Origin of the sequence: Bradyrhizobium sp. LB8.2 (assembly GCF_040548035.1) — a bacterium.
In the GTDB taxonomy this organism is placed as follows: Bacteria; Pseudomonadota; Alphaproteobacteria; order Rhizobiales; family Xanthobacteraceae; genus Bradyrhizobium.
On record NZ_JBEPQV010000003.1, the window covers coordinates 149,056 to 161,424 of the forward strand.

General features: G+C 63.6%; 12 protein-coding genes. 3 read left to right on the forward strand and 9 right to left on the reverse strand.

The features are described from left to right. Positions 1-19: 19 nt before the first annotated feature. The 4 genes from ABIB06_RS05180 to ABIB06_RS05195 form a co-directional block, all read right to left on the reverse strand. On the reverse strand, positions 20-433 hold the full coding sequence (locus ABIB06_RS05180; RefSeq protein WP_354044884.1) for a VOC family protein: 414 nt from the start codon (positions 431-433) through the stop codon (positions 20-22). Positions 434-493: 60 nt separating this feature from the next. Next, positions 494-1,030 (reverse strand): SRPBCC family protein, encoded by a 537-nt coding sequence (locus ABIB06_RS05185; protein WP_247447476.1) that lies wholly within the window; start codon positions 1,028-1,030, stop codon positions 494-496. 220 nt (positions 1,031-1,250) lie between these two features. Then, complete coding sequence (locus ABIB06_RS05190; RefSeq protein WP_354068601.1) at positions 1,251-2,552, reverse strand: RNA polymerase sigma factor; 1,302 nt, start codon at positions 2,550-2,552, stop codon at positions 1,251-1,253. After that, the gene (locus ABIB06_RS05195) at positions 2,549-2,917 is read right to left on the reverse strand and encodes a YciI family protein (RefSeq protein WP_211394665.1); all 369 of its coding nucleotides are present in this window, start codon (positions 2,915-2,917) and stop codon (positions 2,549-2,551) included. Before ABIB06_RS05195 ends, ABIB06_RS05190 begins: the two co-directional genes overlap by 4 nt. Before the next feature lie 144 nt (positions 2,918-3,061). On the opposite strand from ABIB06_RS05195, the gene ABIB06_RS05200 reads away from it, so the two are divergent. Continuing rightward, positions 3,062-4,027 carry a 2-hydroxyacid dehydrogenase gene (locus ABIB06_RS05200; protein ID WP_354044880.1) on the forward strand — a complete coding sequence of 322 codons (966 nt, stop codon included), beginning with the start codon at positions 3,062-3,064 and terminating at the stop codon, positions 4,025-4,027. A gap of 117 nt (positions 4,028-4,144) precedes the next feature. Beyond that, positions 4,145-6,112 carry a methyl-accepting chemotaxis protein gene (locus ABIB06_RS05205; protein WP_354068603.1) on the forward strand — a complete coding sequence of 656 codons (1,968 nt, stop codon included), beginning with the start codon at positions 4,145-4,147 and terminating at the stop codon, positions 6,110-6,112. Between the two features lie 32 nt (positions 6,113-6,144). On the opposite strand, the gene ABIB06_RS05210 is transcribed toward ABIB06_RS05205, so the two are convergent. Then, positions 6,145-6,789, reverse strand: a complete 645-nt coding sequence (locus ABIB06_RS05210) for a TetR/AcrR family transcriptional regulator (protein ID WP_247342966.1) — start codon at positions 6,787-6,789, stop codon at positions 6,145-6,147. A gap of 105 nt (positions 6,790-6,894) precedes the next feature. Here ABIB06_RS05210 and ABIB06_RS05215 point away from each other — a divergent pair, with 105 nt between their 5' ends. Beyond that, a complete protein-coding gene (locus ABIB06_RS05215; protein ID WP_354044876.1) occupies positions 6,895-7,539 on the forward strand; it encodes a glutathione binding-like protein in 645 nt (214 codons plus the stop codon). A gap of 110 nt (positions 7,540-7,649) precedes the next feature. On the opposite strand, the gene ABIB06_RS05220 is transcribed toward ABIB06_RS05215, so the two are convergent. The 4 genes from ABIB06_RS05220 to ABIB06_RS05235 all read right to left on the reverse strand — a co-directional run bounded on the left by ABIB06_RS05220 (position 7,650) and on the right by ABIB06_RS05235 (position 12,338). Further along, positions 7,650-8,417 (reverse strand): substrate-binding periplasmic protein, encoded by a 768-nt coding sequence (locus ABIB06_RS05220; RefSeq protein WP_247342959.1) that lies wholly within the window; start codon positions 8,415-8,417, stop codon positions 7,650-7,652. A 37-nt stretch (positions 8,418-8,454) separates the two neighbouring features. Further along, positions 8,455-8,805 (reverse strand): c-type cytochrome, encoded by a 351-nt coding sequence (locus ABIB06_RS05225; protein WP_354044874.1) that lies wholly within the window; start codon positions 8,803-8,805, stop codon positions 8,455-8,457. A gap of 88 nt (positions 8,806-8,893) precedes the next feature. After that, positions 8,894-10,612 (reverse strand): pyrroloquinoline quinone-dependent dehydrogenase, encoded by a 1,719-nt coding sequence (locus tag ABIB06_RS05230; protein WP_247342953.1) that lies wholly within the window; start codon positions 10,610-10,612, stop codon positions 8,894-8,896. Between the two features lie 421 nt (positions 10,613-11,033). Continuing rightward, positions 11,034-12,338: a TRAP transporter large permease gene (locus tag ABIB06_RS05235; RefSeq protein WP_354044872.1), complete on the reverse strand. Its 1,305-nt coding sequence runs from the start codon at positions 12,336-12,338 to the stop codon at positions 11,034-11,036. Positions 12,339-12,369: the final 31 nt, after the last annotated feature.

Here is a 12,369-nt window from a genome sequence, read left to right on the forward strand (position 1 = left end):
CATCAGGCTGTCGCGCCTGTCACATTCCATTGGCCGGGCAGTTCACCATCCAGGGAATGCCGAACTTGTCGACGCACATGCCAAAGCCCTTGGCCCAGAACGTCTTGCCGTAGGGCATGGTAACGCTGCCGCCATCGGCGAGCGCGTTGAACTTGCGCTCACCCTCCGCAGGGTCCGCGACCGTGAACGAGATCGAAAAGCCCTGCGGCTTGTGAAATTGCTCGCCCGGTGCATCGGAGGCCATCAACACGCTGCCGTCGGGCAGCGACATCCGCGCATGCATGATCGTCTTCTCCCGGCCGGGCGCGGCGGCCATGTCCGCCGGCGCATCCGATGCACGCATCATGGCGTCGACCTTGCCGCCGAGGACCTTGGCGTAATAGTTGAACGCCGCTTCGCAGGTGTCCTGATAGAACAGATAGGCATTGAGCATGTTTCTCTCCTCTTCGTTTGCTTGAGCCGTTGCTTGACCGTTCCTTCGACGAGGACGGCGTTATTTCTCCGTGAGCTTCTTGAGGCTGGCAAGGCCGGCCTCGAAATCCTTGCCGATCATGCTGTCCATGTTCATGAACACCTGCATCAGCTTGGACATGAAGGGGGCCGGACCAGACATCGCCCATGTGACCATTGTGGCATCGCCTTGCGGCACAAACGTGAACTCGGCGGTGTTGTGGCCTTCGAAGGGGCGCTCGAAATCCAGCTTGATGCGAAGTTTTGACGACGCATTCGCCTCGAGGATCTCCATATGGCCGGCGCCGACATTATTGTCGCCGTCCCAGGCATAGGTCGCGCCCTTGCCTTGCGCGGTGCCGCCAAACGTCCGCTTCATGGCAGGATCGCGGTTCTCGTAGGGTGACCAGGCCGTCCAGCGATGGAAATCGGCGACCTGCGGATAGATCGCATTGGCCGGCGCTTTCACGGCGAGGCTGCGCTCGACCCGGAACGTGTCGGGCTTCGTCAGGGCGAAGACGAGGACGCCAACGATTCCGGCCGCGAGCAGGACGGCGATGACGGCAATGGCTTTCAGCATAAAGAACTCCTTGGATGCTCGCTAAGGACGAAGGGGGATGGCCGGGGCCGACAATTCGGAAACAATAATTTGGACGACCGTCATGGCCGGGCATAGCAGTCCAAAGGACGGCGTCGCTTCCGCTCGCCTATGTCCCGGCCATCCACGTTCTCGGGGCCGATCGGAAGGACGTGGGTGCCCGGGACAAGCCCGGCATGACGGCGAGAGATGGGGTTGCTCCCTACGTGACCTTCGCACCCTGCCTGGCGCCGCCATTGGCGCCCTTCGGCTGGCTGTCCCGGATCAGGCGATCGAGATGCATGCGGATGTGGGCGGCTTCTGCGGACGTGTTGGCGAGGGCGATGGCGCGGTCGAAGGCGATGCGGGCTTCGTCATTGCGGCCGAGCTGCATCAGGAAGGCGCCGCGCACGCCGAAGAAATGGAAATAATTGGCGAGCTTTGGCGCCAGCGGCTCGATCAGGTCGAGCGCGGCTTGCGGTCCGCGCACCTTGGAAACCGCGACCGCGCGATTGAGTGTCACCACCGGTGAGGGTTGCACCACCTCCAGCGCACCATAGAGCAGGTCGATCTGGGCCCAGTCAGTCTCCTCCGGCGCCGATGCGCGGGCATGCAGCGCGGCGATCGCGGCCTGGATCTGGTAGGGCCCGCTGCGACGATGGCGCATCGCCTTGTCGATCAGCGCGAGGCCTTCCGCGATCAAGGTGCGGTTCCACAGCGAACGGTCCTGGTCGTCCAGCAGGATCAGCGAGCCGTCCGCGGCAAAGCGCGAAGCACTGCGCGCATGCTGCAACAGGATAAGTGCCGTGAGCCCCATGATCTCCGGCTCGCTCTGGAACAGCCGCAGCAGCAGCCGCGCCAGCCGGATCGCCTCCTCGCACAGCGGCTTTCTGATTTCGGCGGTGTCGCCGCTCGCCGAATAGCCCTCGTTGAAGATCAAATAGATCATCGCGGCGACACCGGCGAGCCGCTCGGAGCGCTCGACCGCGCCCGGCGTTTCGAACGGCGTCCCGGCTTCGGCGACCTTCGCCTTGGCGCGCGTGATGCGCTGCTCCATCGCCGCGTCCGACACCAGGAAGGCGCGTGCGATCTGCTTCACCGTGAGACCGGAGACGATACGGAGCGCCAGCGCGATCTGCTGCGTCGCCGGCAGCCCTGGATGGCAGCAGATGAACATCAGCCGCAAAATGTCGTCGCGATAGTGCGAGCCGTCGAGCCGCTCGGCGAGCGCGCCCTCGGCGTCGTCGAGATCGGAGATCGCTTGGTCGTCCTCCGGCAGCGGCTGCTGCTTCCGGGTACGGCGCACCTCGTCGATGGCAACGTTGCGGCCAACCATGATCAGCCAGGCCGAGGGAACGCGCGGCGGTCCGTTCTGCGGCCAGGTCTTGAGCGCGCGCAGGCAGGCGTTCTGGAAGGCCTCCTCGGCGGTGTCGAGATCGCGGAAATAGCGCAGCAGCGCGCCGACCGCCTGGGGGCGCGCCGAGGTCAGCGCGGTCTCGATCCAGGCGGTATCGGCCTCGCTCACGTCAGATTCCCTCCGGGCCTGAACACGCCGACCGGACGCACCTCATAGGCGCCGCCGGGATTCGCCGATCCGAGGTCGCGCGCAACATCGAGAGCCTCGTCGAGGTTCTTGCAATCGACGATGTAGAAGCCGAGCAACTGCTCCTTGGTCTCCGCATAGGGGCCGTCGAGCACCAACGGCGGATCTTCCTTGCGCAATGTCGCTGCCGCAGTGGTCGGCAGCAGCCGCGCCACGGGGCCGAGCCTGCCCTGCTTCGCGAGATCTTCCTGCACCACGGCGAGCTTCTTCATCACGGCCTCGTCCTGGTCCTTGCTCCAGGAGCCGACGAAGTCCTCGTCGTGATAGCAAAGGATCGCATAAAGCATGGGCAGCACCTTCTCTGAACGCTTGTTTTGAAGACGATCCACTATGCCCCGCCCCGACATGGCTGCGGAAAAAAACTGCAAGAAAAATCCGGCAGATCGTGCCAAGGAGAGGCACCAAAAGCGGAACCTTGTGAGGCACTTCGAATGACCGTGGGCATACTGGCCGTCCTGATCAACAGCACGCAGCAGAACTGGCTGCCGGAGCGCTGGAAGGCCCGGTTCGACGCGGTCTGCGGCGGGCGCCGCGTGGTGCTGCTGCCCGATGCCGGGCTCGATCCGGCCGAGGTGCACTATGCCGCGGTGTGGAAGCCGGTGCCGGGTGATCTCAGCTCATTCCCCAATCTGCGGGCGATCTTCAATCTCGGCGCCGGCGTCGATGCACTGATGGCGGACAAGAGCCTGCCGAACGTGCCGTTGGTGCGCGTGGCCGTGCCTGATCTGACCGGCCGCATGACCGAATACGTCGTGCAGCACGTGCTAATGCACCACCGCCAGGATCTTTATCTGCGCGAGTCGCAGCACGAAAAGCGCTGGGAGCCGACATATCAATGGCCGGCCAGCGCCGTCACAGTCGGTGTGATGGGACTGGGCACGCTCGGCACTGACGCGGCCGACGTGCTGCGGCGGCTTGGCTTCCGCGTCGCCGGCTGGAGCCGCAGCCCGCGCAGGATCGAGGGCGTTGAATGCTTCCATGGCGCCGAGCAGATCGAACCGTTCCTGCGTACGACCGATATCCTCGTCAGCCTGTTGCCGCTAACGCCTGAAACAAACGGCATCCTCAACCGCGACGTCTTCACCAAGCTCGACCGCAAAAGCCCGCTCGGCGCGCCCGTACTGATCAATGCCGGCCGCGGCGGCCTGCAGAACGAGGCCGATATCCTGGCCTGCCTCGACGACGGCACACTGGGCGCCGCCTCGCTCGACGTCTTTGTGCAGGAGCCGCAGCCGAAGGACAGCAGGTTCTGGACCCATCCCAAGGTGCTGCTGACGCCGCACAACGCCGCCGACACCGACGCAGACGCGATCTCGGCCTATGTCGCCGAGCAGATCGCGCGGTTCGAGGCGGGTGGTGTGCTGGAGAACGTGGTGGACCGGGCGCGGGGGTATTAAGACCTCACGTGCCACCCGCGCCGTAAGATCCCTGATCCTCCGCCGATATCCCGTTCACCCTCTCTTAGCGGGAAGTTGATAGGCGTTGTTAATCAGCGCTCAACGAACGAGTCGGACGTGCGGGCGAGCCTCGGCCTCAGGATGCGGATCACGGTTGCGCTGGCGGTGACCGCGGCGGCGACCGCCCTGTTCGCCGTGCTCGGGGCGATGTGGATCATTTCCGGCATCATCGACCGGGCCGACCAGCGCGAGCTTCGCAGTCACTACGACGCGCTCCAGTCGCGAATTGCCGAGGAATCCCAGCGCGCCGCCGCCATGAGCGCCGTCGTGGCCGCGATGCCAGCGACGCAGGACGCCATGGCCAGACAGGATCGCAACGCTTTAATCGGCCTGTTCGGGCCGGTGTTTGCCGCGACCAAGTCGGAGTACGGCGTCGAGCAGTTCCAGTTCCACGTGGCGCCCGCGACCTCGCTCCTGCGCGTGCACCAGCCTGCTAAATTCGGCGACGACCTCTCGGGCTTCCGCAAAACCGTGATCATCGCCAACCAGGAGCACAAGGTCGTGGTCGGCCTCGAGGGCGGCGTGGCCGGGCTCGGCATCCGCGGCGTCGTGCCGATCGCGCAAGGCGGCAAGCATCTCGGTTCAGTGGAGTTTGGCCTGACCTTCGGCCAGTCCTTCCTGGACGACTTCAAGAGCAACCGCCATGTCGACATCGCCTTCCATCTCGCGGACGGCGGCAGCTTCAAGCTGTTCGGCGGCACGCTAAACGGCAAGAGCTTCTTCGACGCGGCCGATTACAGCCGCGCTGCCGGCGGCGACTTCACGGTACGCCAGGCCAAGCTCGACACCACGCCGGTGGCCGCGCTGCTCGGACCGATCAGGGATTTTTCCGGCAAGCCGCTCGGCGCGGTCGAGCTGGTGATGGACAATGCCGACTATGTGGCCTCCGCCGACCGTGCCTGGCTGCTGGCATTCGGCATCGCCGCGTTCGGGCTCGTGCTCGCCGTGATCGTCGGCTGTCTCATCGCCCGCAGCATCTCGCGTCCGATCATCTCCATCACGAGCGTGATGCGCGAGCTGGCAGCCGGACACCTGGACGTCGCCATCCCCGTCAGCAAAGCGAATGACGAGGTCGGCGCGATGGTGAAGGCGGTCGCAGTGTTCCGCGACAACGCGATGAGCTTCAACCAGCTCCAGACGGACCAGCTCGAGGCCAAGGCGCAATCCGAAGCGGAGAAACGGCGTACCTTCGCCGCGCTCGCCGACAATTTCGAGGCCAGCATTCGCGACGTCGTCACCACGGTCTCCTCGTCCGCGGTCGAGATGGAGCACACGGCGCGCTCGATGTCGGCCATCGTCGAGCAATCGCGGCAGCAGACCGGCACGGTGTCGTCGGCATCGGCGCTCGCCTCCGAGAATGTGCAGACAGTTGCTGCCGCCGCGGAAGAGCTGTCGTCGTCGATGAGTGAGATCAGCCGACGCCTTGCGCACGCGACCGCCGTGGTCGGCAAAGCTGCGAGCGACGGAAGGCGGTCGAATGAGCGCGTGCAGAGCCTGGCAGACGCCGCGCAAAAAATCGGTGACGTCGTCTCCTTCATCAACGGCATTGCAGGACAGACCAATCTGCTGGCGCTGAACGCCACGATCGAGGCGGCGCGCGCGGGCGAAGCCGGCCGCGGCTTTGCGGTGGTCGCCTCCGAAGTGAAGGCGCTGGCAACCCAGACCGCCAAGGCGACCGAGGAGATCGGCGCGCAGGTGACGGCGGTACAAGGAGAGACCACCGGCGCAGTGGAAGGCATCCAGTCGATCTGCGCGACGATCCAGGAGGTCGACGAGATCTCCGCCGCGATTGCCGCGGCCGTCGACCAGCAGGGCACGGCGACGCAGGAAATCGCGCAGAACGTCCAGCAGGCAGCGGCCCGCACCGGCGAGGTGTCGCAAAACATCGCAGGCGTCACTGCCGGCATCGCCGCGACGGGAACTGCGGCTGAGGAAGTGCTGGGCTCGGCGATCGAGCTGTCAAAACAATCGCAGCGGCTGCGGGACGAAGTGGATCGTTTTCTCGCGCATATTCGCGCGGCGTAGACGCGATATCTCACTGTCGTCCCGGCGGCGGCTCAACTTTTAGCTCCGATCATCACGTCGATCGCCCCGTTCACGATCGCCTCCAGCTCTTTCCGCGATACCCGCGCGCGGGAGCGGATCGCGATTGAGTGTACGGTTGCGGATGCGATCTGTGCCAGCACGACGGGATTGGCGCTCTCGGGCAGTTCGCCCTTCTCCTTGGCGCGGCGAAAGCAACTCGCAAATGCCTTGTCGAGCTCGTTAAGCCCGTCGAGCACCATGGCGCGGATATCAGGATCGCCGACCGCTTCGGAGGCCGCCGTGACCACGGTGAAGCAGCCACGCGGGCCGGTTTCGCCGGAAAGATAGATGTTCAGCGCGGAAGCGAAGATGCGCTCCAGCCGCAGGCGCACGGGCATCTCCTGGCGAAAGATCTCCACCATCGATGCGCGCGCCTCCTCGCGGTAACGCTGGTAGCTCTTGATGTAGAGCTCGCGCTTGTCGCCGAAGGCACCGTAGAGGCTCGGGCGATTCATGCCGGTGGCTTCGCTGAGATCGTCGAGCGAGGTCGCAGCGAAACCCTGCGTACGGAACAGGTCGAGCGCTTTGCCAAGCGCGACGTCGGGCTCATAGGCGCGCGGACGGCCCCGGCGTTTGGGTTCACTGGCGGCAGCTGGCGGCTTCGATTTTTGTACCATTTCGCAAATTAATCCTTGACCGCGAATATAATATGCAAGATGGTACAAAAATCAATCTGGCCAGGTTGAGCAAACACCACAGGGAATTGCCCAAGGAGGCTCAAGATGGATCTTTATTTCTCGCCGCTCGCCTGTTCGATGGCGACCCGCGTCGCGCTGTATGAAGCCGGCGCCGAGGCGAATTATCTCGAAGTCGATCCGCCGACCAAGAAAGTGCTGAGCGATGGCACTGACTTCCGTACCGTGAACCCGATCGGCCTGGTGCCGACGCTGCGTACCGACGAGGGTGTGGTGCTGACCGAGAACGCGGCCATCCTGCAATATATCGCCGACCGCTTCCCGCAATCGGGCCTCGGCGCCGCAGCGGGCATCGATCGCACGCGGCTGCATCAATGGCTCTGCTTCATCGGCACCGAGCTGCACAAGGGCCTGTTCATCCCGGTGCTCGACCGCAAGGCGCCGCAGGAGACGAAAGCCTATGCGCTGGAGAAGAACCTATCGCGGCTGGACTATCTCGACAATTACCTGAAGGGGCGCGACTTCCTGCTCGACCATTTCAGCGTCGCCGACGCCTATCTGGTCACGGTCATCAACTGGACTATGGCGACGCCGCCGATCGAGCTCGCCAAATGGCCGAACGTTAAGGCCTATTACGAGCGCCTGCGCCAGCGGCCGTCGGTCGCACGCGCGATCGCGGAGGAGTTCGAGCTGTACAAGGCCGAGCAGGCGCGGAAGAAGGCGGCGGCGTAGTAACACTCGGAATGAACCAGTGAGAGATCGCCCCGGCTACCTCGGCCGGGGCGGCACCCGCCGCGATGCTTGCGAATATATCGCGTCTGCTCCCGACCTGGCACCCGTAGCTATCTCGGCGCTTGCAGTACGACCCCGTAGCGGCCGTATATCCGATCGATCGTTCCGTCGTTTCGCAACCGTTCAAGCGCTCCATCGATGGCTTCGCGCAACGCATCATCCGGACGGACCATACCGACGGCAACGTTCCAGTTGAGATCGGCCACGCTCTCGTCGCGATCCAGAATGCGGAGTGCCTTGCCTGGATGCGTCAGATTGAAATAGCTCGCCGCTGTGGGTGTAACCGCAGCGGCATCGATCTCATGGTTCAACAGGGCGTCGAGGCTGTCGCTCTCGAAGCCGAAGGTCGACGTAGGCACGTGCCGTTGACCGATGATCATGGCTGCGACGGATCCGACCTGCACCCCCACCTTGGTATGCTCATTGAGGCCCTGGAACGAAGCGAGCGCGCTGGATGACGGCACGGCGAGTGCGACTCCCGTGCGATAATACGGTTTTGAGATCCTCAAGCGGGTTTCGCCTTGCGCCGAGTGGTCGGCGATCACATCCAGAAGAATGTCGCAGCCGGCGCTCCGCAGCTGGTACTGGGTGATGATCCAGTCGAGCCGGAGCGAGACGCCGAGTTCGCGTGCCAGCGCCTGGCCCAATTCAACCTGAAAGCCGGGAGGATCGACGGCCTTGCTCGCGAAGGGAAGCGAGTTGGGATGGGCGCATAACCCGAGCGCGCCGGACGAGCGGATCGCGTCCAGGGTTCGCGCCTGCGCCGGACCCAACAGTCCGATGATGGCGCCGACCATAAGCGGGAGAATTGACTTCATTCCGCGTTCTCGTATCGATGGATCGGGCCTCGGCGATTCAACCGTCGCGCGGCTTCAGGGCGCGGATATATTTGACGATCTGGTCGATCTGCGCATCGGTGAAAGCCCCGCCGAATGCCGGCATCGCGCCAGACTTGCCGCTCTTGATGCGGCTGCGCAGAAAATCGTCATCGCGTGGCGAATTCATCAACTGCGGTCCCTTGCCGGCGGCCCGGCCGCCGTCGGAGTGACAAAAGCCACAAGTCCCCGCGAACAACTGCTCGACGTCGAACGCCCCGTTGTCGGGTGCAGGGGTGGCAGACTGCGCGTGAACCGGTGCGGCACAGAGCGACGAGGCGCCCAGCACCGCCAATAGCAGCGCGGTGATCTTCTTCAAATGCAATTTCAAGGTAACCAGCTCCATGTCCTGAAGCGCGCCCGCAACTTCAATACACGGGAAGCAAGCTTGCGCCTGCTCCCCGGCAATTTGCGATGACCTATTTCAGGCTGAAGACGACGAGCGCCCCGTCGTCACGCGGCATGCTCTTGTAGACGCCGCCGAAGTTTGGCGCGTACTCGTCTGCCAGCATGCCGCCAAAGCCTGCGGCCACGGCAATGTATTGCTTGCCGTTGACGGAATAGCTGACGATGCCGCCCTGATGGCCGGTGCCGTTGTTGTGATTCCACAGCTCGGTCCCGGTTTCAGCATCGTAAGCATGAATGATGCCGCGGGAGTCGGGCACGAACACGAGATTGCCCGCGGTCGACAGCACGCTCCCAAGCGGCGGCTCGGGATAACGAACCTCCCACTTCTTGGCGCCGGTGATGGGATCGCGCGCGTCGAGATGTCCATAAATCTCGCCGCCCGGAGGAGGTGCCATCTTGAAATCGGCGCCGATGTTGAGCTGGACCTGTGGCGCCGTGACCGGCGTCGTCTTCTGGACGTCGAGCGTCATGCACCATTCCTGGCCGATCTTGTAGTAGAGCCCCGTCTTGGGGTTGTATGAGCCGGCGTTCCAGCTGATCCCGCCACCAATGAACGGGCACAGCGGCGGTTCGGTGACTTTCCCCGCGGAGAAGTCGCGACGGCCGATCAGAGCACCCGTCTTCGGATCGATATCCTTGACGAAATTGATGTTCTCAACGAGCCGCCAGACATTCTTCACGGCGAGATTGCGGTCGTAGACGAAGACGAAACCGCCTTTGTTCGGATGCACCACGTACTTCTGGCCATCGCGTTCGAGCATCACAAACTCGCCGACAGCGCTGTCGAAGTCCCAAGCGTCGTGCGGCAATTCCTGATGATAGAATTTCAGCTTACCGGTATCGATGTCGAGACCGATCACTGAACTCGTATGGAGATTGTCGCCGGGCCGCGCACCTTGCGTCTTGTAATCGGCGCCCGACCAATCGTAGAGCGGCGCCGGGTTTGCGGTGCCCCACAGGATGGTGTTGGTCTCGGAGTCGTAAGTGCCCGGCATCCAGCCGCCGCCCCCGCCCGTTCGCCAGGACTCGTTGCCCCACGTCTTCATGGCCTCGTCGGTGCCGGCGACCGTCAGGAACTCCCACTTCTTCTTCCCGGTGGTGGCATCCAGGGCGAAGATCGGGCCGCGGCCCGGCCATTCACCGCCTTGCGCTCCGATGATCACCGTACCCTTCGCGTACAGCGGAGCACCGGTGAAACCGACTGTGAGCTTCTGCGAGTCGATCAGCCGAGTTTCCCAGAGGACTTTCCCCGACTTCATATCCAGGCCAAGCGCCCTGCCATCCATGGTACCGACGAAGACCTTGCCCTCGCCGAGCGCGACGCCGCGATTGTAGGGAGAATGGGTCTGGCGGGCGATCAGCGTCTCGTCCAGTTCCGGAAAATGCGACCAGATCACCTCGCCCGTCGCGCCGTTAAGCGCGAAAACCCGGCTGTAAGAACCAGTGTAGTAGAGTATGCCATCAGCCACGAGCGGCATTGATTGCAGGCCACGGGTCGAGCGTCCGGGAATATGGAGCCAGGCAACGCTCAAATTGCCGACGTTGCTTGCATTGATCTGCGCCAGAGGGCTGTAGTGATAGGATTTGTACGAACCGTGATAGGTCAGCCAATCGTTCTGACCGGCGCTCTCGATCCGCCCAGTATCCACGCTTTGGGCCAACGCCGACGACACGATCAGCGTCGCGCCGGCAACAAGAGGTAGAGCAGACTTACACCAACGCTTCTTCATCCGTTCCTCCCGCTTTTGTGTTTGTTGAACTTGCGTCTTACAGACGGCGCCGCGAGGGATGTTTGCAGCTCGCTATGTGTCGGTTCTCTCCATCGCATATGAGTTGCCAACAGCTCTTGCTCTCTCGGCGGACATCGCCAAAAGAGCTACGTTCACTGGACTGGTTGCTGTTGCACTCCTGCTCGCTCTCATAGAGTACGCCGGATGATAGGGAGCGCAAAGATGGAATGCGCGCGCGGCGCGAATTTGACGCGCAGCGCGCGCTTGAAGCGTCAGCTGCGCTGACCGTTTCGTCCCCCAACTCTCAGACTGAAGCGGTTATCCGGACAGCGCGAAGCTGTCGCCGGAGGGCGTCGTCGCGGACAAGCACGACCGGGATGACGCAACCGCTGCGCGCTGGTGCCAGTGCCCGAGGATGGACTTATCCGTACAGCACTCTTGGCAGGATCGTGACGATGCCGGGCCAGAGCGTCAGCAGCAGCACGAAGCCCACCATGATGAGGAGATAGGGCATCGTGACGCGCGCGATGTAGCCGAGGCCGTCCTCAGTCAGGCCCTGGATGACGAAGAGGTTGAAGCCCACCGGCGGGGTGATTTGCGCCATCTCGACCGCGAGCACGAGGAAGACACCGAACCAGATCTCGTCGAAGCCCGCGCCCTTCACGATCGGCAGCACGATCGGCAGCGTCATCACGATCATTGAGAAGCCGTCGAGAAAGCAGCCGAGGATCAGGTAGAAGATAATCAGCACGACGATCAGCATGAAGGGCGACAGGCCAAGGCCCTTCACGAAGGCGGCGACCGCCTGCGGGATGCCGAGGAAGGCGGCCGCATTGCCGAGGATCGAGGCGCCGAGCACGATCAGCGCGATCATCGAGCAGGTCACGACCGAGCCGATCAGCACGTCGCGGATCACCTGCTGCGACATCGAGCCCTGCGCCCAGGCGACCAGCGCGGCGCCAAGCACGCCGACCGCGGCGGCCTCCGACGGCGTCGCGAGTCCGCCGTACATCGAGCCGAGCACGCAGGCGATCAGGAACAGCGCCGGCGCGAGATCCTTCAGCGCCGCAAAACGCTCGCCCCACCGCACCTGCGAGAGTTTGGCTTCGGTCTCCGGTACCATGCCGGGGTTGAGGGTCGTGTGCAGCATGACCCACCCCATGAAGGTGGCTGCCAGCAGCAGGCCGGGCAGCACGCCCGCCGTGAACAGTTTCAGGATCGAAACGTCGCCGAGCACGCCATAGATGATCATGATGTTGGACGGCGGAATCAAAAAGCCAAGCGTGCCGGCGCCGGCGAGCGAGCCGATCGCGATGTCGCGCGAATAGCCACGGCGCAGCAACTCGTTGAGCGACATGCGGCCGATCACCTGAGTCGTCGCCGCCGACGAGCCGGAGATCGCAGCGAAAATGGTGCAGCCGATCACGTTCACATGCAGCAGCCGGCCCGGCAGAAGCCCCGCCCACGGCGCCAGCCCCTGGAACAGCGAACGTGACAAGCGGGTGCGAAACAGCAGCTCGCCCATCAGGATGAACAGCGGCAGCGCCAGCAGTTCCTGCGTCGTCAAAATGTTCCAGGCGTATTGCGGCAGCAGCTTGTCGAGCGGGATCGAGCGGAACATCGCAAGCAACAGCGTCGCGGTGAGCGCAAGCGTCAGGCCGATCCAGACGCCGCATGCCAGAAGCGCGAACAGGATCACGAACAGGCTGACAACTTCGATGGTCATGCGATCTTGAATCCGATTGCGAGCGAGGCGG

Excerpts from the sequence above, each read along its gene's own strand:
- ABIB06_RS05180 (WP_354044884.1), bottom strand. The coding sequence starts at position 433 with ATGCTCAATGCCTATCTGTTCTATCAGGACACCTGCGAAGCGGCGTTC.
- ABIB06_RS05185 (WP_247447476.1), bottom strand. The coding sequence starts at position 1,030 with ATGCTGAAAGCCATTGCCGTCATCGCCGTCCTGCTCGCGGCCGGAATC.
- ABIB06_RS05195 (WP_211394665.1), bottom strand. The coding sequence starts at position 2,917 with ATGCTTTATGCGATCCTTTGCTATCACGACGAGGACTTCGTCGGCTCC.
- ABIB06_RS05200 (WP_354044880.1), top strand. The coding sequence starts at position 3,062 with ATGACCGTGGGCATACTGGCCGTCCTGATCAACAGCACGCAGCAGAAC.
- ABIB06_RS05210 (WP_247342966.1), bottom strand. The coding sequence starts at position 6,789 with ATGGTACAAAAATCGAAGCCGCCAGCTGCCGCCAGTGAACCCAAACGC.
- ABIB06_RS05215 (WP_354044876.1), top strand. The coding sequence starts at position 6,895 with ATGGATCTTTATTTCTCGCCGCTCGCCTGTTCGATGGCGACCCGCGTC.
- ABIB06_RS05220 (WP_247342959.1), bottom strand. The coding sequence starts at position 8,417 with ATGAAGTCAATTCTCCCGCTTATGGTCGGCGCCATCATCGGACTGTTG.
- ABIB06_RS05230 (WP_247342953.1), bottom strand. The coding sequence starts at position 10,612 with ATGAAGAAGCGTTGGTGTAAGTCTGCTCTACCTCTTGTTGCCGGCGCG.
- ABIB06_RS05235 (WP_354044872.1), bottom strand. The coding sequence starts at position 12,338 with ATGACCATCGAAGTTGTCAGCCTGTTCGTGATCCTGTTCGCGCTTCTG.